This is a genomic window from Pseudomonas sp. NFACC39-1 (assembly GCF_900110355.1).
Lineage (GTDB): Bacteria > Pseudomonadota > Gammaproteobacteria > Pseudomonadales > Pseudomonadaceae > Aquipseudomonas > Aquipseudomonas tehranensis.
Map to the genome: position 1 here is coordinate 56,168 of NZ_FODL01000016.1, position 19,794 is coordinate 75,961.

At 58.8% G+C, this 19,794-nt stretch carries 18 protein-coding genes and 1 tRNA gene; 10 read left to right on the plus strand and 9 right to left on the minus strand.

The window, feature by feature from the left end; genetic code table 11:
* Window positions 1-122 precede the first annotated feature (122 nt).
* Together BMY45_RS24175 and BMY45_RS24180 are read left to right on the plus strand one after the other, a co-directional pair.
* Complete coding sequence (locus BMY45_RS24175; protein ID WP_092402499.1) at window positions 123-896, plus strand: SDR family oxidoreductase; 774 nt, start codon at window positions 123-125, stop codon at window positions 894-896.
* Window positions 897-924: 28 nt separating this feature from the next.
* Window positions 925-1,230 carry a YkgJ family cysteine cluster protein gene (locus tag BMY45_RS24180; protein ID WP_092402501.1) on the plus strand — a complete coding sequence of 102 codons (306 nt, stop codon included), beginning with the start codon at window positions 925-927 and terminating at the stop codon, window positions 1,228-1,230.
* Window positions 1,231-1,347: 117 nt separating this feature from the next.
* Here BMY45_RS24180 and BMY45_RS24185 read toward each other — a convergent pair whose 3' ends face one another.
* The 6 genes from BMY45_RS24185 to hemA all read right to left on the minus strand — a co-directional run bounded on the left by BMY45_RS24185 (window position 1,348) and on the right by hemA (window position 6,729).
* The gene (locus BMY45_RS24185; RefSeq protein ID WP_092402503.1) at window positions 1,348-1,866 is read right to left on the minus strand and encodes an acyloxyacyl hydrolase; all 519 of its coding nucleotides are present in this window, start codon (window positions 1,864-1,866) and stop codon (window positions 1,348-1,350) included.
* A gap of 113 nt (window positions 1,867-1,979) precedes the next feature.
* On the minus strand, window positions 1,980-2,771 hold the full coding sequence (murI, locus tag BMY45_RS24190; protein WP_092402506.1) for a glutamate racemase: 792 nt from the start codon (window positions 2,769-2,771) through the stop codon (window positions 1,980-1,982).
* Window positions 2,764-3,522, minus strand: a complete 759-nt coding sequence (locus BMY45_RS24195; RefSeq protein WP_092402507.1) for a molybdopterin-synthase adenylyltransferase MoeB — start codon at window positions 3,520-3,522, stop codon at window positions 2,764-2,766. The genes murI and BMY45_RS24195 overlap by 8 nt, the downstream gene beginning before the upstream one ends.
* Window positions 3,516-4,346 (minus strand): peptide chain release factor N(5)-glutamine methyltransferase, encoded by an 831-nt coding sequence (gene prmC / locus BMY45_RS24200; protein WP_092402509.1) that lies wholly within the window; start codon window positions 4,344-4,346, stop codon window positions 3,516-3,518. Before prmC ends, BMY45_RS24195 begins: the two co-directional genes overlap by 7 nt.
* A gap of 14 nt (window positions 4,347-4,360) precedes the next feature.
* Window positions 4,361-5,443, minus strand: coding sequence for a peptide chain release factor 1 (gene prfA, locus BMY45_RS24205; RefSeq protein ID WP_047229398.1), 1,083 nt, complete (start codon window positions 5,441-5,443; stop codon window positions 4,361-4,363).
* Entirely contained in the window at window positions 5,440-6,729 is a 1,290-nt protein-coding gene (gene hemA / locus BMY45_RS24210; RefSeq protein ID WP_092402511.1) for a glutamyl-tRNA reductase, read from the minus strand. Before hemA ends, prfA begins: the two co-directional genes overlap by 4 nt.
* A 172-nt stretch (window positions 6,730-6,901) precedes the next feature.
* Between hemA and BMY45_RS24215 the strand changes: the two genes are divergently transcribed.
* The 8 genes from BMY45_RS24215 to ychF all read left to right on the plus strand — a co-directional run bounded on the left by BMY45_RS24215 (window position 6,902) and on the right by ychF (window position 13,823).
* On the plus strand, window positions 6,902-8,626 hold the full coding sequence (locus BMY45_RS24215) for a tetratricopeptide repeat protein (protein ID WP_092402513.1): 1,725 nt from the start codon (window positions 6,902-6,904) through the stop codon (window positions 8,624-8,626).
* 4 nt (window positions 8,627-8,630) lie between these two features.
* On the plus strand, window positions 8,631-9,248 hold the full coding sequence (lolB, locus tag BMY45_RS24220) for a lipoprotein insertase outer membrane protein LolB (protein ID WP_092402514.1): 618 nt from the start codon (window positions 8,631-8,633) through the stop codon (window positions 9,246-9,248).
* Between the two features lies 1 nt (window position 9,249).
* Window positions 9,250-10,101: a 4-(cytidine 5'-diphospho)-2-C-methyl-D-erythritol kinase gene (gene ispE / locus BMY45_RS24225; protein ID WP_092402516.1), complete on the plus strand. Its 852-nt coding sequence runs from the start codon at window positions 9,250-9,252 to the stop codon at window positions 10,099-10,101.
* Between the two features lie 37 nt (window positions 10,102-10,138).
* Window positions 10,139-10,213, plus strand: a tRNA-Gln gene (locus BMY45_RS24230).
* A gap of 47 nt (window positions 10,214-10,260) precedes the next feature.
* Complete coding sequence (locus BMY45_RS24235; protein ID WP_003171603.1) at window positions 10,261-11,202, plus strand: ribose-phosphate pyrophosphokinase; 942 nt, start codon at window positions 10,261-10,263, stop codon at window positions 11,200-11,202.
* Between the two features lie 143 nt (window positions 11,203-11,345).
* Window positions 11,346-11,948 (plus strand): 50S ribosomal protein L25/general stress protein Ctc, encoded by a 603-nt coding sequence (locus BMY45_RS24240; protein ID WP_092402518.1) that lies wholly within the window; start codon window positions 11,346-11,348, stop codon window positions 11,946-11,948.
* Between the two features lie 167 nt (window positions 11,949-12,115).
* On the plus strand, window positions 12,116-12,700 hold the full coding sequence (gene pth, locus BMY45_RS24245) for an aminoacyl-tRNA hydrolase (protein ID WP_003185374.1): 585 nt from the start codon (window positions 12,116-12,118) through the stop codon (window positions 12,698-12,700).
* A gap of 22 nt (window positions 12,701-12,722) precedes the next feature.
* Window positions 12,723-13,823, plus strand: coding sequence for a redox-regulated ATPase YchF (gene ychF, locus BMY45_RS24250; RefSeq protein WP_092402520.1), 1,101 nt, complete (start codon window positions 12,723-12,725; stop codon window positions 13,821-13,823).
* 96 nt (window positions 13,824-13,919) lie between these two features.
* Here the strand turns inward: ychF and BMY45_RS24255 are convergent, their stop codons facing one another.
* From BMY45_RS24255 to BMY45_RS24265, 3 genes are all read right to left on the minus strand, one after another.
* Window positions 13,920-15,473 carry a TerC family protein gene (locus tag BMY45_RS24255; protein WP_092402522.1) on the minus strand — a complete coding sequence of 518 codons (1,554 nt, stop codon included), beginning with the start codon at window positions 15,471-15,473 and terminating at the stop codon, window positions 13,920-13,922.
* Window positions 15,474-15,879: 406 nt separating this feature from the next.
* A complete protein-coding gene (locus BMY45_RS24260) occupies window positions 15,880-18,042 on the minus strand; it encodes a methyl-accepting chemotaxis protein (protein WP_092402524.1) in 2,163 nt (720 codons plus the stop codon).
* Window positions 18,043-18,575: 533 nt separating this feature from the next.
* A complete protein-coding gene (locus BMY45_RS24265) occupies window positions 18,576-19,793 on the minus strand; it encodes an MFS transporter (protein WP_092402526.1) in 1,218 nt (405 codons plus the stop codon).
* Window position 19,794 lies beyond the last annotated feature (1 nt).

Consider the following 19,794-nt stretch of genomic DNA (forward strand, 5'->3'; position numbering starts at 1 on the left):
CAGTTGAGCAGTTGGGCGATCAGCGAACATGAAATTACTGACCGCCCGATGCAATTTCAAACCTTCGGCCATACAGTCTTACATCATGCTCGCGCGCGTTACTCGGTCAAAAGGGATGTGGAATGGGTCTAGAAACTCGAAAACGATACTGGCTGACCGGTGCCGGCAATGGCGTCGGCGCTTCATTGGCAGAAGCAATACTCAAAACCGGTGCGTATCTGGCCGTGAGTTCGCGCTCAGTGCAATCGTGTGAAGACCTTTCGGCGCGTTATCCGGGACAAGTACTGGCGGTGCCTGGCAACTTGACCGACAGCCAGACCGTACGCGAGATCGGCGAACAGATTGCCCGGCAGTGGGGCTCGCTGGATACCGTGATTCTCAATGCCGGAACAGCCGAATACATCGACGGCCAACCCGCCGACCCGTTGATCATCGAACACATCGTGCGCAGCAACCTGATGGCGGCCAGCCTCTGCATTCGTACCGCCTTGCCACTGCTGCGCGCAGGCAACCTGTCCCATCTGGTGGGCATTGCCAGCCCGGTGACTTACCTGCCGCCGTCGTATACCGAAGCCGACGGCAAAGGGATGCGTCTTGTGTTCGAGTCGGCTCGCGTCGACCTGGCGGCCGAAGGCATCGACGTGACGCTGGTTCACCCCGGCTTGGACAGCCCTTCGCGCAGCCCCGACGATTGTTTTCCGGCCCCAGTCCAGTGGACGGCCGAAACGGCGGCACATCACGTGCTGACACAACTGGTCGAGCGCCCCCCTGAAGTGGCACTCGCCGTTTCATCCATGACCGCACTCTGGCCGCTACCTTCATCGACCGAGTCGATGCCCACTGACGTCGACTCGCATAAAGCGGGTAACGGGTGCCCGATCAAGGGACAACCCTGAGGGGCCCGGTTGCCTTACACTGCGCGCCATGAAAACCATCCCTGTCCATCAAATCCCCCAGCCTGCCGTCACTTGTTCGACGTGCGCGGCGTGCTGTTGCCAGCTGGAAGTGATGCTGATCACTGACACTGGCGTGCCCGAACGCTTTATCGACACGGACGAATGGGGCGGGGAAGTGATGTTGCGGCTCGATGATGGCTGGTGCGCGGCGCTGGATCGCGACAGCATGATGTGCACGATCTACGAAAAGCGTCCGCTGATCTGCCGCGAGTTTGAGATGGGCGCTCCGGAATGTATTGAGGAACGCAAAGGGATTGCGACGGCGTATCAGTAGCCAATCAAGGCACTGACTGTGGGAGCGGGCTTGCTCGCGAAAGCGTTGGGTCAGGCACGTTCCTATTGACTGACCCAACGCTTTCGCGAGCAAGCCCGCTCTCACAGGACCGAGGTGTTACAGCGGCATCGTGTAGTGCAGGGCGTAACTTTCGACACCGTCGTTGGTCGACTTGATGCCGGCGTTGGAGTAATGAGTGGCGCGAATACCCACTTCATGTCCACCGTTGAAGCGCAGGCCCAGGCCGATGCGATCCTCGAACTGGAAAGCAGTCCCCAGTTGGTTGTTTTCCACTTGGGTGTTCTCGAATAACGCCACACCGATACCCGCTTCGATGTAGGGTCTTACGTTCTGACCGGCAAACTCATACACAAACACGGGCGAGAATGAGAGGCTGTGGTTGCTGGACGCCTCATCCCCTTCCCAGTACGTATAGGCACCACTCCAGTAGCCAGTCAGGCGACCGACGTCACTCTGCCACCAGCTCTTGTCCCAGTCGAACTGCATGCCCAAGCGATAGGTCATGGTCGACTCGCCGGTCTGCCCTACCCCAAACTCCACACCTGCCGCTTGTGCGGTGTAAGTGTGCCCCAACAATGCAGCCGCAAGTGCAGCCAAACAGAATAAACGCTTCATTAGAAACATCCTTTTCCGAACAGACTTAGTTAGTTTTGTTACAAACAGACAAAGCTATAGAAATCCGCGTTAAAACAGAAGTTCAGCCCGATTTAGGCATTTTTTATGTTTTTTTACAGACTGAAGCTTCGCACAATGCCAGACGAATTCCATAGCGCGGGTAGGATATTTCTTAAATGTATCGGATCAGCGCTACTCCAGAACCGCGTTTCGCTGGCGGGCCCGGCAGCCAGGAGCCTGCGCTCAGCGAGCAGGCGTTGAAGTTGCCGGGCAACGGCGGCACCGGTGTCGATCAGACTGATGTGCGCGGGGACCATTTGCTTGAGCAATGGTTTGAGGAAGGGATAGTGCGTACAACCCAGGATCAACGTGTCGCAGCCGGCGGCCAGCAACGGTTCGACATAGCCCAGCAGCAATTGACGCAGGGCCGGACTATCGAGATCGCCGGCTTCAATCAGCTCAACCAGCCCGGGACATGGTTGGGTGATCACCCGCACATCGGTGGCAAAGCGATCCAGTAATGCGGCGAATTTGGCGCTTTGTAATGTGCCGGTGGTTGCCAGCACCCCGACAATGCCGCTACGGGTGGCGGCGGCCGCCGGTTTGACCGCCGGCTCCATGCCGACAATGGGCCAGTGGGGATAATCGCGACGCAAATCGGCGACGCCGGCGACCGTCGCGGTATTACAAGCCACCACCAGCGCCTTGGCGCCTTGATGATGGAGAAAGTCGGCGATGATTGCACACCGCTGCCGGATGAACTCCGGGGTTTTCTCGCCGTAGGGAATATGCCCACAGTCTGCAACGTAGAGCAGTGACTCATTGGGTAACAACCGGCGGATCTCGCCCAGTACCGACAGGCCGCCGACACCCGAATCGAACACACCGACCGGCGCTTCACTCATGCTGGCTGCCACCACAGACGCTGCACCCCGGATCACGCTTGACCCTCAGCTGACGAAAACGGCTGCCCAGGGCGTCGATCAACAGCAGGCGGCCCACCAATGGCTCGCCGAAACCGGCCAACAGCTTCAAGGCTTCAAGGGCTTGCAGACTGCCTACCAACCCCACCAGCGGCCCGAGCACGCCGGCTTCGCTGCAGGTCAATTCGGCTTCACTGCCGTGGCCGTAGAGACAGTGATAGCAGGGGCTTTCCGAGCGGCGCGGATCAAACACGGATAACTGCCCTTCCAGGCGAATTGCCGCACCGCTGACCAGCGGTTTGCCCGCTGCGACACACGCCGCGTTTACCGCTTCGCGGGTGGAGAAATTGTCGGAACAGTCCAGCACCACATCCACCGCCGTGACGGCAGCAGACAGGCTGTCTTCGTCCATTGCCTGTGGGTGAGGCACCAGCGTGATCTCGGGGTTGAGTGCCGTCAGGCGGCGCATCGCCGAATCGACCTTGCTCAGGCCCACACTGTCGGTGTCGTGGATGATCTGGCGTTGCAGGTTGGTCAGGTCGACCGTGTCGAAATCCGCCAGGTGCAATTCACCGACGCCAGCAGCAGCCAGGTACAGCGCCACTGGAGCCCCGAGTCCGCCGAGGCCGACGATCAATGCACGGCTGTGCTTGAGTCGCAGTTGCCCGTCGATGTCGACGTGCTGCAACAGAATTTGCCGGCTATAACGCAACAGCTCCTGATCGTTCAGCACGGCAGACGCCCCAGGCTGATACGCTCATGCCCGCCCAGGTCCTTGCGGCTGTGGACTTCAGTAAACCCTTGGGTTTGCAGCAGATCACGCACCGCGTCAGCTTGATCGTAACCGTGCTCGAGCATCAACCAGCCACCCGCTTTTAGATGATCGGGGGCCTGGGCGATGATCGTGCGCAAATCATCAAGCCCGTCGTGTCCTGCCACCAGGGCACTGGCCGGCTCGAACCGCACGTCGCCCTCGGCCAGGTGAGGATCGGTCGCGGCTATATAGGGTGGGTTGCTGATGATCAGCTCAAAACGCTCGCCGTCCAAAGCGCTGAACCAGTGGCTGCTCAGCACCGTGACGTTGCGCAGGTCCAGGCGCTGGCGATTGCGTTCGGCCAGGGCCACCGCCTCCAGCACACGGTCGACCGCGCTGACTGTCCAGGCCGGGCGCTCGCTGGCCAATGCCAGGGCAATCGCGCCGCTGCCGGTGCCCAAATCCAGAACCCTGGCCGGTGTGGCCGGCAGCAAGGCCAGCGCGGTTTCCACCAGCAGTTCGGTGTCGGGGCGCGGAATCAAGGTGTGGGGCGCCACTTCCAGGTCGAGGTTCCAGAAACCTTGCTGCCCGAGGATATAAGCCACTGGTTCGCCAGAACGACGGCGGCGCAGATATTCAGAGAACAACAACGCCGCTTCGCTTGGCACAATTCGCTCGGGCCAGGTGTGCAGGAAGCTGCGGGACTTGCCCAGTGCCGCGGCCAGCAGCAATTCGGCATCCAGTCGGGACGTGGGCGAATCCGGCAGCTCGGCGGCGCGTAACAAACTGGCGATGATGGTCATATGTTCACCTGTGCTTACTCGCCAATCGCGGCCAACTGGTCGGCCTGGTATTCGGCCAGCAACGGTTCGATGACCGCATCGACGCCGCCAGCGAGAATTTCGTCGAGCGAATACAACGTCAGATTGACGCGATGGTCGGTGACCCGGCCCTGGGCAAAGTTGTAGGTACGAATCCGCTCCGAGCGATCTCCCGAGCCCACTAACAGCTTGCGTTCGCTGGCGATGGCGTTGGCCGCAGCGCTGGTCTGTTGATCGTTGAGCTTGGCCGACAACCAGGACATGGCGCGCGCACGGTTCTTGTGCTGGGAACGTTCTTCCTGGCACTCGACCACAATGCCCGAAGGCAGGTGAGTGATACGGATCGCCGAATCGGTCTTGTTGACGTGTTGACCGCCCGCCCCCGAGGAGCGGTAGGTGTCAACCCGCAGGTCCGCCGGGTTGATCTCGATGGCTTCCTGCTCGTCGGGCTCAGGCAAAACCGCCACGGTGCAGGCCGACGTGTGGATACGCCCTTGGGATTCGGTGGCCGGGACACGCTGCACGCGGTGGGCGCCGGATTCGAATTTCAGCTTGCCGTAGACGTTGTCACCTTCGACCCGGGCGATGACTTCTTTATAGCCGCCGTGTTCGCCTTCGTTCTCCGAGAGGATCTCCACCCGCCAACCGCGACGCTCGGCGTAACGCGAATACATGCGGAACAGGTCCCCGGAGAATATCGCCGCTTCATCGCCGCCGGTGCCGGCACGGATCTCGAGAAACACATTGCGACCGTCATTCGGATCCTTGGGCAACAACATGCGTTGCAGGTTGCTTTCAAGCTCGAGCAACTGCTCCTTGGCTTCACGGACTTCCTCGACCGCCATTTCGCGCATGTCCGGATCGCTGTCCTTGAGCAACGCCTGGGCGCCTTCAAGGTCGCCCTGCACTTTGAGCAACTGTTTATAGGTGGCGACGATCGGCTCGACTTCGGCGTATTCCTTGGAATACGTGCGGAACTTGTTCTGGTCGGAAATGACCTCACCATCGCCCAGCAAGGCGGTCAGTTCCTCGAAACGATCCTGGAGAATGTCCAGTTTATTGAGCAGTGACGCTTTCATTGCGATTTTTTATCCGAAAAGCTATCCGGTGAACCCTCACCGAGGGCAAAGAGTTCCTGGGCCATGGCCAACGCATCGAGGCGGCCTTCGGCGGTCAGCTTCTTGAGCTGGACACTGGGAGCGTGAAGCAATTTATTGGTCAAGCCACGAGCCAGCTGTACCAGCACCTCATCGGCACTGCCACCGTTTGCCAGCAGGCGCCGGGCCTTCTGCAGCTCTTCGTCGCGCAGGCGTTCGCTCTGCTGACGATAAGCCTTGAGCACGTCCACCGCCGCCAGCTCGCGCAGGCGGACCATGAAATCCTCGGCGCCGATGGTGATCATCTCTTCAGCTGCCTGGGCCGCGCCTTGCCGGCTCTTGAGGTTCTCGGCGACCACTTCGTGCAGGTCGTCGACACTGTAGAGATAAACATCGTCCAGCTCGCCCACTTCCGGCTCGATGTCTCGAGGAACGGCAATGTCCACCATGAAAATCGGTTTGTGCTTGCGCAGCTTCAAGGCGCTTTCCACCGCGCCTTTGCCCAGGATCGGCAACTGGCTGGCGGTGGAGCTGATGACGATGTCACTGTGCACCAGCTCGGCCGGGATGTCCGACAGCAGCACGGCATGGGCGCCGAACTGCTCGGCCAGGGTACTGGCGCGCTCCAGGGTACGGTTGGCGACGACGATACGCTTGACCCCCAGGTCGTGCAGGTGGCGGGCAACCAGGGTGATGGTCTCCCCCGCGCCGATCAGCAGCGCCTGGCTGCGTTGCAGATCGCTGAAAATCTGTTTCGCCAGGCTGACCGCGGCAAATGCCACCGACACCGGGTTTTCGCCGATGGCCGTGTCGGTGCGCACCTGTTTGGCGGCATTGAACGTGGCCTGGAACAGGCGCCCCAGTAGGGGCCCGACCGTGCCGGCTTCGCGGGCCACGGCGTAGGCCGACTTCATCTGGCCGAGAATCTGCGGCTCGCCCAGCACCAGCGAATCGAGCCCGGAGGCAACACGCATCATGTGACGAACGGCCGCATCATCTTCATGCACATAGGCACTGGCGCGCAGCTCTTCAAGACTCAGATCGTGATATTCGGCCAGCCAGCGCAGCACGGTATCGGCCGAAATTTGATCCTGCTCTATATAAAGCTCGCTGCGATTGCAGGTGGAGAGGATGGCAGCCTCGCGGCTCTCGGTGAGTCGGCAAAGCTGCTGCAGGGCCTCAACCAGTTGCTCAGGCGTAAAGGCCACGCGCTCGCGGACGTCTACGGAAGCAGTCTTGTGGTTAATACCAAGTGCAAGGAAGGCCATTCAAGGTCGCTGATAGTGACGTGAAGCCGGCAATTGTCCTACTTCGCCAGATTCAGAACAACCACTCGATATCTATCGCCCTGCCCCGTGCCGTAAATCGACGGGCCGGTTATGTTTGACCGAAGGCTTGTGTCATGATGATCCGACCGCAGGTTAGTCGTCCTTTTCCTATATGAATAGATCTTCCGCGTTGCTCCTCGCTTTTGCCTTGCTCGGCGGCTGTCAGTCCATGGCCCCCGTATCGACAGACGGTACGCCGCCGGTCGAAGACAGCACCCAGGCCCCTGAAAAGCCCAAGGTCTACAGCTCATTCAGCGAAGAAACCATTTTCAGCCTGTTGAGCGCCGAACTGGCAGGCCAGCGCAATCGTTTCGACATTGCGCTGGACAACTATGTCACCCAGGCCATCAACACGCAGGACCCGGGCATTTCCGAGCGGGCGTTTCGCATTGCAGAATACCTGGGTGCCGACCAGCCCGCCCTGGATACCGCACTGATCTGGGCCAAAAACGCCCCGCAAGACCTCGAAGCGCAACGCGCCGCCGCCGTGCAACTGGCGCGGGCCGGACGCTACGACGACTCCATGGTGTATATGGAGAAAGTCCTGCTGGGCAAGGGCGACACCCATTTCGACTTCCTTGCGCTATCAGCGGCCGATACTGACCAGGAAACTCGCAACGGCCTGACTAAAAGCTTCGATCGACTGCTGCAGCGCCATCCCGATAACGGTCAGCTGATTTTCGGCAAGGCCCTGCTGCTGCAACAGGATGGTGACATCCAAGGCGCCCTCACCCTGCTGGAAGACAACCCGCCGCAAGCGGGCGAAGTGGCGCCGATTCTGCTGCGCGCTCGCTTGCTGCAAGGCGCGAACCGCGGCGACGAAGCCCTGCCGTTGCTGGAAAAAGGCATCAGGCAATACCCGGACGACAAGCGCCTGCGTCTCACCTACGCGCGCATGCTGGTGGAAAACGACCGCATGGACGACGCCAAGGTGGAGTTTTCCAGCCTGGTCCAGCAGTACCCTGAAGACGATGAATTGCGCTATTCCCTGGCATTGGTATGCCTGGAAGCCAAAGCGTGGGAAGAAGCCAAGGGTCACCTGGAAGACCTGATTGCGCGGGGAACGCATGTCGACTCCGCCCACTTGAACCTGGGCCGCATCGCCGAAGAACGCAACGACCCCGAGAGTGCACTGCTCGAGTACGCCCAGGTCGGCCCAGGCAACGATTATCTGCCAGCCCAGTTGCGCCAGGCCGATATCCTGATGAGCAACGGCAAAACGGCCGAGGCCCAGAGTCGCCTCGCCGTGCAGCGGGACACCCAGCCGGACTACGGCATCCAGTTGTATCTGATCGAGGCAGAAACCCTGTCGGCCAATAATCAGGGCGACAAAGCCTGGACCGTGCTCGATCGGGCGTTGAAGCAGTACCCGGACGACCTGAACCTGTTGTATACCCGCGCCATGCTGGCGGAAAAACGCAATGACCTGGCACAGATGGAGAAAGACCTGCGCCTGATCATCCAGCGCGATCCCAACAATGCCATGGCCCTCAATGCCCTGGGCTACACCTTGTCCGATCGCACCACCCGATACGCCGAAGCCAAGGTGCTGATCGAACAGGCCCACCAGCTCAACCCGGAAGACCCGGCGGTGCTCGACAGTCTTGGCTGGGTGCATTTCCGCCTGGGCAACCTCGACGAGGCCGAACGCCTGCTGCGCCAGGCCCTGGAGCGCTTCCCCGACCAGGAAGTCGCCGCGCACCTGGGCGAAGTCCTGTGGGCCAACGGCAAACAGCGCGAAGCCCGGCAGATCTGGAGCAAGTTCCTCAAGGAACAGCCCGACAGCCCCATTTTGCGCAGCACCATCAAACGCCTGACCGGATCAGAGACCCTTTAAAATTATGTTTTTGCGCCACTTCATCGTTTTCAGCTTTATCGCCCTGCTCGCCGGTTGCGCCGGCTTCGGCGCCCGAGAATCCGTCCAGGGCCACGGCAACACAGCCCAATGGCGAGAGCACAAGGAACAACTGAGCGGTCTCGACGGCTGGCAAATCGACGGCAAGATCGGCATACGCGCACCGAAAGACTCGGGCAGCGGCACGCTGTTCTGGCTGCAACGCCAGGACTACTACGACATTCGCCTGTCCGGCCCGCTGGGACGTGGCGCGGCGCGCCTGACCGGCCGCCCAGGCCAGGTTTCGCTGGAAGTGGCCAATCAGGGTCGCTACGAGTCACCCTCGCCGGAAGCCTTGCTGGAAGAACAACTGGGCTGGAAGCTGCCCGTATCCCATCTGACCTGGTGGGTTCGGGGCCTGCCGGCACCGGACAGCAAAAGCCGCCTGACCCTCGATGCCGACAGTCGCCTGTCCAACCTGGAGCAGGACGACTGGCAGATCGAATACTTAAGCTACGCCGAGCAAAACGGTTACTGGCTGCCCGAGCGCATCAAACTGCATGGCAGCAACCTGGACGTCACGCTGGTGATCAAGCAATGGCAGCCGCGCAAGCTGGGGCAATGACATGACCGCTGCGCGTCTGACCCTGCCCTCCCCGGCCAAGCTCAACCTGATGTTGCACATCCTGGGCCGTCGCCCGGACGGTTATCACGAGCTGCAAACGATTTTTCAGTTTCTCGACTACGGCGATGAAATCACCTTTGCCGTGCGTGACGACGGTGTGATTCATCTGCACACCGAGTTCGAAGATGTTCCTCACGACAGCAACCTGATCGTCAAAGCCGCGAAAAAACTTCAGGAGCAATCCGGGTGTTCGCTGGGCATTGATATCTGGATCGAAAAAATCCTGCCCATGGGCGGCGGCATCGGCGGCGGCAGCTCAAACGCGGCGACGACTTTGCTGGGGCTCAACCATCTGTGGCAGCTGGGTTGGGACGCCGATCGCCTGGCCGCATTGGGCCTGACGCTGGGCGCCGACGTGCCGGTTTTCGTACGGGGCCACGCGGCTTTTGCCGAGGGCGTCGGGGAAAAACTCACACCGGTAGAGCCCGAGGAACCCTGGTACTTGGTGCTGGTGCCGCAAGTATCTGTAAGTACAGCAGAAATTTTTTCAGATCCACTGTTGACACGTAACTCTCCTCCCATTAAAGTGCGCCCCGTTCCCAAGGGAAACAGTCGAAATGACTGCTTACCGGTGGTAGCAAGGCGTTATCCAGATGTACGTAACGCTTTGAATTTGTTAGGTAAATTTACCGAAGCAAAACTCACCGGAACTGGAAGTTGTGTGTTTGGGGGCTTCCCAAGCAAAGCTGAAGCTGATAAAGTCTCGGCCCTTCTGACAGAGACCCTTACAGGGTTTGTAGCGAAAGGAAGCAACGTTTCGATGTTGCATCGCAAGCTGCAAAGTCTGCTCTAAAAGGAATCGAGTGCTGGGCACTCGCAGCAACAGATACAGGGGCGTCGCCAAGCGGTAAGGCAGCAGGTTTTGATCCTGCCATGCGTTGGTTCGAATCCAGCCGCCCCTGCCATTTTCCTATACTCATCCAGGTATACCCTCAGCCTTCAGGTACTGCGCGTGTCCAAGATGATGGTCTTTACGGGGAACGCTAACCCCGATCTGGCTCGGCGTGTTGTACGTCAGCTGCATATCCCTCTCGGTGACATCTCTGTCGGTAAGTTTTCCGACGGCGAAATCACTGCCGAGATCAATGAAAACGTTCGCGGTAAAGACGTCTTCATTATTCAGCCGACTTGCGCTCCGACCAACGATAACCTGATGGAACTCGTCGTGATGGCTGATGCCTTCCGTCGCTCCTCAGCTACTCGTATTACTGCTGTTATTCCTTACTTTGGTTATGCCCGTCAGGATCGCCGTCCGCGTTCCGCACGTGTGGCAATCAGCGCGAAAGTCGTGGCTGACATGCTCACCGTAGTCGGCATCGATCGTGTACTCACGGTCGATCTGCATGCTGACCAGATTCAGGGCTTCTTCGATATTCCCGTGGATAACATCTACGGCTCCCCGGTTCTGGTGGATGACATTGAAGATCAGCGCTTCGAAAACCTGATGATCGTGTCCCCGGACATTGGCGGCGTCGTGCGTGCACGGGCCGTTGCCAAATCCCTGGGCGTTGATCTGGGTATCATCGACAAACGCCGTGAGAAAGCCAATCACTCCGAAGTGATGCATATCATCGGCGACGTCGAAGGGCGTACCTGTATTCTGGTCGACGACATGGTCGATACCGCCGGCACCCTGTGCCACGCGGCCAAGGCCCTGAAAGAGCATGGCGCTGCCAAGGTCTTTGCCTACTGCACACACCCTGTGCTGTCGGGTCGAGCGATCGAAAACATTGAAAATTCCGTGCTGGACGAGCTGGTGGTCACTAACACCATCCCGCTGTCCGCTGCAGCACAAGCCTGTGCGCGTATCCGCCAACTGGATATCGCACCGGTTGTTGCCGAGGCGGTTCGCCGCATCAGCAATGAAGAATCGATCAGTGCGATGTTCCGTTAAGGGCCCTGCCCTTTCCATTACATCTCGTTGACGAAAAGCGCCCCGCCCCGACATTACCTGCCGGGGCGGGGCTTTTTTGCCCATATCGCCTTTAGCGCTGGTCGCAAACGCTGGGGCGAATGTGGTTATTTTGGAGATACAACATGAACGATTTTACTCTGAATGCTGAAGTGCGTTCCGACCTGGGGAAAGGTGCGAGCCGCCGCCTGCGTCGTCTCGCAAGCCTGGTTCCAGCTGTAGTCTACGGTGGCGACAAAGCCCCTGAGTCCATCAGCATGCTGGCCAAAGAAGTTGCCAAACTGCTCGAAAACGAAGCGGCCTACAGCCACATCATCGAGCTGAACGTTGGCGGCACCAAGCAAAACGTCGTGATCAAAGCCCTGCAGCGTCACCCGGCCAAAGGCCACGTGATGCACGCTGACTTCGTACGCGTTATTGCCGGTCAGAAGCTGACTGCTGTTGTTCCAGTGCACTTCGTCAACGAAGCTGCTCCGGTCAAGAAAGGCGGCGAAATCTCGCACGTGACTTCCGAGCTGGAAGTTTCCTGCCTGCCGAAAGACCTGCCTGAATTCATCGAAGTCGACCTGGCTGACGCCGAAATCGGCACGATCATTCACCTGTCCGACCTCAAGGCTCCTAAAGGCGTTGAGTTTGTTGCCCTGGCGCACGGCGATGACAAGGCTGTTGCCAACGTCCACGCTCCACGTGTTGCTCCAGAAGCGACTGAAGAAGAAGCTGCAGAGTAATTTCACTCTGTCGCCGGAGTGACCGGAAACATCGCGGACTGGAACGTAGCGAGACAGCGGGCGAGAACGCGAAGTTTACTTAACGGTAGATCCGCCATTTTCGTCCCACTGTCGCCACACCGTTTGAGCGCGACGTTGTTATCCACACTCCAGGAAGGGCCCCTATCGTGACTGCCATTAAACTGATCGTTGGCCTGGGAAATCCAGGCGCTGAATACGAACAGACCCGGCATAACGCAGGGGCCCTTTTTGTTGAGCGCATCGCGCACGCACAAGGCGTCAGCCTGGCGGCCGATCGCAAATATTTCGGCCTGACCGGGCGTTTTTCACATCAGGGTCAGGATGTTCGTCTGTTGATTCCCACCACCTACATGAACCGCAGCGGCCAGGCCGTAGCGGCGTTGGCCGGTTTCTTTCGCATCAAACCTGAAGAAATCCTGGTGGCCCACGACGAACTCGACCTGCCTCCGGGCGTCGCCAAACTCAAGCAGGGCGGCGGCCATGGCGGTCACAACGGGTTGCGCGACATCATCGCGCAACTGGGTAATCAGAATACCTTTCACCGCCTGCGGCTCGGCATCGGCCACCCGGGCGTTGCCAGCATGGTTTCAAATTTTGTCCTGGGTCGTGCGCCTCGCGCCGAACAGGAAAAACTCGATGCCAGCATCGACTTTGCCCTCGGCGTGCTGCCGGATATCCTCGCCGGTGAATGGAACCGCGCGATGAAAAACCTGCACAGCCAGAAGGCCTGACTCTACTCCGAGGGGAAACACCATGGGATTCAATTGCGGCATCGTCGGCCTGCCTAACGTCGGCAAGTCCACCCTGTTCAACGCCCTGACCAAGTCCGGTATCGCGGCCGAGAACTTCCCCTTCTGCACCATCGAGCCGAACACCGGCATCGTACCGATGCCCGACCCACGCCTGGATGCCCTGGCGGCCATCGTGATCCCGGAGCGCGTACTGCCGACCACCATGGAGTTCGTCGACATCGCCGGCCTGGTGGCCGGCGCATCGAAAGGTGAAGGCCTGGGCAACAAGTTCCTGGCCAACATCCGCGAAACCGATGCCATCGCCCACGTGGTGCGCTGCTTCGAAGACGAAAACGTGATTCACGTCTCCAACAGCGTCGATCCGAAACGCGATATCGAGATCATCGACCTGGAACTGATCTTTGCCGACCTCGACAGCTGCGAGAAGCAACTGCAAAAAGTCGCTCGCAATGCCAAGGGGGGTGACAAAGACGCCGTCGCCCAGAAAGCCTTGCTCGAGCAGTTGATCGCCCACTTCACCTTAGGCAAGCCGGCACGCAGCCTGATCAAGAACATGGGCGCCGATGAGAAGCAGATCATTCGCGGCTTCCACCTGCTGACCACCAAACCGGTCATGTACATCGCCAACGTGGCCGAAGATGGCTTCGAGAACAACCCGCTGCTGGACGTGGTAAAGGCCATCGCTGAAGAAGAAGGCGCAATGGTCGTACCGGTCTGCAACAAGATCGAAGCGGAAATCGCCGAGCTTGAAGACGGCGAAGAAAAGGACATGTTCTTGGAGGCCCTGGGCCTGGAAGAGCCTGGTCTGAACCGTGTAATCCGCGCGGGCTATGAAATGCTCAACTTGCAGACTTACTTCACCGCTGGCGTAAAAGAAGTCCGCGCCTGGACCGTTCGCGTCGGTGCCACCGCGCCGCAAGCCGCGGCCGTGATCCACACCGACTTCGAAAAAGGTTTCATCCGCGCCGAAGTCATTGCCTACGACGATTTCATCCAGTTCAAGGGCGAAGCCGGCGCCAAGGAAGCCGGTAAATGGCGCCTGGAAGGCAAGGAATACATCGTCAAGGATGGCGACGTGATGCACTTCCGCTTTAACGTCTAACGAATCCCACGGATCTCGACAGACAAAAAAATCCCCGTAATCATTAGCTGATACGGGGATTTTTTCGTCTTGAGACCGGTGTTGCGCCGGCACTTTCTACGTTTGAGCTTTACGCAACAACACCCTGGTCACCCGACGTTCTTCAACCTCGACAACGGTCATGCTCCACTCCTGCCAATCGAGTTTGTCTCCGATGATCGGCAAGCGGTCCAGCAAGCTCATGACCAACCCGGCGAGCGTCTGATAGTCATCCGTCGCTTTTGCCTGGAAGCCGATGTGTTCGCGAACCTGGCTGAGATTCAGCGCACCGCTGACCAGAAAGCCGTCATCCTGGGCCACGATGTTCGGACCTTCTATTTCACTGGCATCGGGCAGTTCACCGGCGATGGATTCGAGAATATCGGTCATGGTGAGAAGACCAATGAAATCACCGAACTCGTTCACCACGAAGGCGATGTGGGTCGACTCTTTGCGCATCTGTTCCAGCGCGTTGAGAATGGTAAAGTTGTCCAGCAGGTTGATGGCCGTGCGCGCCATGGCTTCCAGATTCGGCTGGTTGCCCGCCAACAGCTCCTTGAGCAACTCCTTCTTGTGGATGAACCCCAAGGGTTCATCCACCCGGCCTTCGCGGATCAACGGCAACCTGGAATACGACGAGTGCATCAGCCTGGTGCGGATCTCGTCTGGGGAATCGGCCAGGTCGATGTGATCGATTTCTGCACGATGAGTCATGACGCTGCGTATTGGGCGCTCCGCCAACTGCAGCACGCCACTGATCATGACCCGTTCGCGTCGATGGAAGACCTGTTCGGCTTCATCGCCTGACAGCATGTCAGCGATCTCTTCACCGACTTCATCAGCCCCCAGCTTTTGGCCACCCAGCAAGCGCAAAACCGCATGGGCGGTACGCTCACGCATGGGTCGATGACCTTGCACGCTCTTCTTGCGGCGAGAGCGCGCCAGTTGGTTGAACAGTTCGATCAGGATCGAGAAACCGATCGCGGCATAGAGGTAGCCTTTCGGAATGTGGAAGCCCAGGCCCTCGGCCGTGAGGCTGAAGCCAATCATCATCAAAAAGCCCAGGCAGAGCATGATGACGGTGGGGTGCCCGTTGACGAAGTTGGTCAGAGGCTTGCTCGCGATGATCATCAAGCCGATGGAGAAGATCACTGCGATCATCATGACCGACAGGTGTTCCACCATGCCCACGGCAGTGATCACAGCGTCCAGCGAGAAGACCGCATCCAGCACCACAATCTGCGCGACGATCGGCCAGAACATCGCATAGGCCGCATTGCCCGAACGTTCTGTCACATGGCCCTCGAGTCGCTCATGCAACTCCATGGTGGCCTTGAACAACAGGAACACGCCACCGAACAGCATGATCAGGTCCCGGCCCGAGAACGTCTTGTCGAAGACCTCGAACAGCGGCTCGGTCAGGGTGACCATCCAGGAAATACTGGCCAACAGGCCAAGACGCATCAGTAACGCGAGGGACAGGCCAATGATACGGGCACGATCGCGCTGCTCCGGCGGCAGCTTGTCAGCCAGGATGGCGATGAACACAAGGTTATCAATGCCGAGCACCAGCTCCAGCACGATCAGGGTCAGCAGGCCGAGCCATGCCGTCGGATCAGCAATCCATTCCATAAGGTCATTTAACCTCTCGTAGAGTCGGAGCGAAAGGCGCGAGGGGGAAAAGCCCTATCGGGCGGGTGGCGCGAGGCATGACTTGGCAGAGCGGAGGGGTACAGGGCGCGGGAGGGGAAAAACGACTGGGAGGCTCCTGAAGGGTGTTCATATAGACCTGAAAATAATTGGGGAGGTGATCCTATAATGTTTCCGAACGCGTCATACAGATCGAATTATTACAGAATCTGACATCCCAGAACGGCCCCCGCCCGGAGCCGCATTCAGTCCTGGCACGAGAGGTCTTAGATGAACAGCGTGGCCGTCAATCCAGGGATATCGCTTGATCAAACTCCGGGCGGGCGCCTGACGCCGGCCCGCCCCCCCTTACCCCTTTACCCCTTTACCCCTTTACCCCTTTACCCCTTTACCCCCTTTTGACTTTGAAGCGCCCCAGCACGCGCTGCATCAAAGATGCTCGCTCCGAAAGATCCTTGGCCGCCACTGCGCACTCTTGTGAGTTGGACTGGTTTTTCTGCGTCACTTCATCGATCTGTTCCAACCCGATGCTGGCCTGTTGCAAGCCTGAGGCTTGCTCGCTGGAAGCTTGATAGATCAATGAAACCAGGTTGGATACCGCACTGGTTCCGCTGACGATGTTTTTCAGCGATTCGGCTGTCCGGCCTGCGATGATCATGCCGCGTTGCGTTTTGCTCGAAGAGTCGGCGATCAGTGCAGCCGTCTGCTGGGCGGCCTCGGCGCTGCGGGCGGCCAGGCTGCGTACCTCATCCGCCACCACAGCAAAACCACGCCCCAGCTCACCTGCCCTGGCGGCTTCGATAGCCGCGTTCAACGCCAACAGGTTGGTTTGTGCGGCGATGTTATCGATGGTGGTGATGATTGCAGTAATGTCCTTGCCCGAATTGTCGATTTCGGCCATAGCGGCAATCAGCTCGCTCATCAATTTGTCGCTTTCCCCAGCGTCGGCCCGTGAGGCCTGGGATTGCTCGTCGGCTTTCTTGGCGTTTTCGGCGTTGTCCCGGGTCTGTGCGGCCATTTGCGTCATCACCGCGCTGATTTCAGTGATGGACGAGGCAGAATTGGACGCCCCATCGGACAATGACTGGCTCAGGTCGGTAACCTGCGCCGAGCTGCCGGTGATCTGGGTGGCGCTGGCCTGAACTTCGCCAATCAGTTGATTCAGATTACCCACCATCTTCTCCAGTGACTTGCCAAGGGTATCGTGGGGCGAGGACAACCGGACCTCCAGGTCCAGATCACCTTCGGAGATGCGCTCGGCTACCCTGACCTGCCGCTGCAGGCTTTCAGACATGTCGTTGAGCGCGACAGACAACTGGCCTACTTCGTCCTCGGATTTCTGCACTAGGCGACGCGAGAAATCCCCCAGGCTGATGTTGGCTGCCAAGGCGGCGGCTTCGCGAATCGGCCCAACGATTTTTGCGGCGGCAAACCACAGGGCAACCAGCGCCAACAACGAAATGCCCAGGCCGACCGACACCTGCCAAATGCTGTTGCTGATACTGCGCGCCTGTAGCTCCTGCTCCAGGGCGATGGCCTGAGTCATGACCACAGCCTTTGGCAGACGAATCAGCACCGCCCAGGGTTTGCCTGTGCGCCCCAGCTCAATGGGCATCAGCACTTCGATATGCTGGGTTTGCGGATTGAGCAGGCCGTCACCACGACCACTCTGGATATCGCGCAGCACTTTCTCCCAAGAGTCAGGCAACAAGGCCTTGATGGGCTGACCAATCAGGTCGGTCCGCTGACTGTCCGCGACCACCAGCCCCTGGTTACTCAGGATCGACACCGTGCCCTTGCCGCCGTAAAGATCGGCCGACATCTGCTCGCTGAGTTTCTGGATAAAGTCGATGTCGAAGTCAGCTCCGACCACACCGTAGAACTTGCCGTTGGATACGATCGGAACCGACAACGTGGTCAACCATACGTTTTTGCCCTGAACCACATAAGGAATGGGGTCCAGCACGCTTTCCTTCAGCGTGTCACGAGGGCCGCTGTACCACCCCCCTTTGGGTACACCGTTGGGGTGACGATCCGGGGAGTCATACTCGACCAATGGCTGTACCGCCACATGTCCGCCAGCGCTGCGCGTCCAGTAAGGCGTGAAGCGCCCGGTCAACGGGTTACTGCCGTCCGGTACATTGCGGAACACAAGATCCTGGCCATCCAGCGCGTCCGGCTCCCAGCAGGAATAAGTGCCATTGAAGTCCGGGTTATCTTTGAGAACGCTGAGCAATACCGTGTTGATCTGTTCACGCCCCAACGCCAAAGGGCTTTGCGCGGCCTTGCTGGAGGCAAAGGTATTGGCCATGGTGCGGGCCGCATCCAGCGCATTTTGCAACTTGGCCTGAATGGCGTTGGCACGCGATTCGGCCAGGTTCTGAATCTCCCGGATCGTTGATTTTTCAACCAATGCCGAGACTTCGGTCGCCACATATTGCTCATTGGCCCTGGCGGTAAAGAGCCCGTAAATCACCAGGCTGGTTGATGAAACAAACAGGCATACGCCTGCCGTGACACAAATGCGTGCCTGCAACGACTTGAACTTCATATCTTCCCCTGCCTGATTCTTTTTATTGCCAACGTTTAAGACGACCGCCTCAAACTTGTGCACGACACGGCAAATAACAATCGATCACGGCTGTTTCCACCGTCCACGGGGCAATCGCCTTCACGGGCACGGCGATACAGCTACTTTTATAAGTATTTGAAGCGTGGCAGGTTGGGGCGTGAGTCACTTCACCAGAAGGGTGAAGGTCTTCAGATCAAGAGCCGAAGGCCTTATGTCCCAGGACAATAAGAGCGGCGGGTGGAAAGAATGTGGAAAGCTGCTTTCCGGTCACCCCAGCGGACTCCCTTGAAGATTGCCGCTGCGTCCATTCAATCCATCAACCACAGCAGCAAATTAACATGGCCGACTTTTATCCAAAATCAAACTTAAGACTTATACAAAACGGTACTTTAGTCGCGACTCCAAGCAACTGATCAAATCGCTCTGGTTGGCGGGTATTTTTCAATGCTTTGAAATTCAGTTGTTTTGCAACGACCGGCGGGGCGAACTCGCCTCCGCCGGCTGGGTACACGTCAGTTTTTTCTGCTTTTGGGCAGAAAAATCGCCAGGACCCCAAACAACGGCAAAAACGAGCACAACCAATACACATACTCGATGCCACGGATGTCGGCCAGGTGCCCCAGCAGCGCAGCGCCAATCCCGCCGAAGCCGAACATCAAACCAAAGAACACGCCGGCAATCATGCCGACGTTGCCCGGCACCAGTTCCTGGGCATACACCACGATGGCCGAGAATGCCGAAGCCAGGATGAAGCCGATGACCACGCTGAGAATGCTGGTCCACAGCAGGTCAACGTGAGGCAGGATCAGCGTGAACGGTGCCACGCCAAGGATCGAGAACCAGATCACCGCCTTACGCCCGATCCTGTCGCCTATCGGACCGCCAAAAAAGGTCCCCGCCGCCACAGCGCCGAGGAACAGGAACAGATACAACTGTGACGACGCCACCGACAGGTCGAACTTCTCGATCAGGTAGAAGGTGAAGTAGCTGGTGAAACTGGCCATGTAGAAATACTTGGAGAACACCAGCAAACCCAGCACCGCCAATGCACTCAAGACCCGGCCCCGGGATAAACCGTGAGTGGCCGCCTGGCCTTGCTTGAGCTTGAACAGGTTCAGGTGATTGGCGTACCAGCGGCTGATGCGGTACAGCACGAACAGCGCAAACAGTGCGAACAGCCCGAACCAGGCCACATGGCCTTGCCCGTAAGGAACGATGATCGCCGCCGCCAGCAACGGGCCGAAAGCAGAGCCGGCGTTACCGCCGACCTGGAACGTCGACTGCGCCAACCCATAACGCCCGCCCGACGCCAAACGTGCGACTCGCGAAGCTTCAGGGTGAAAGGTCGAGGAGCCAATACCGATCAGACCGGCGGCCAGCAGAATCATGGCGAAACTGCCAACCATCGACATCATCACGATCCCGATCAGCGTGCATACCGTACCGGCCGGCAACAGCCAGGGCTTGGGGTGTCGGTCCGTGTGATAACCCACCCAGGGCTGCAGCAGAGATGCCGTCAACTGGAAGGTCAGCGTAATCAAGCCAACCTGGGTGAAGGTCAGCCCATAACTGGCCTTGAGCATCGGGTAAATAGACGGCAGTACCGCCTGGATCAGGTCGTTGATCAAATGCGCCAACGCCACGGCACCGATGATGCGCATGACCAACGGACTGCTTTGGGGTGTGGCAGGGATAGACGCGGTATCGACCTGGGTATCGCTGATAGCCATG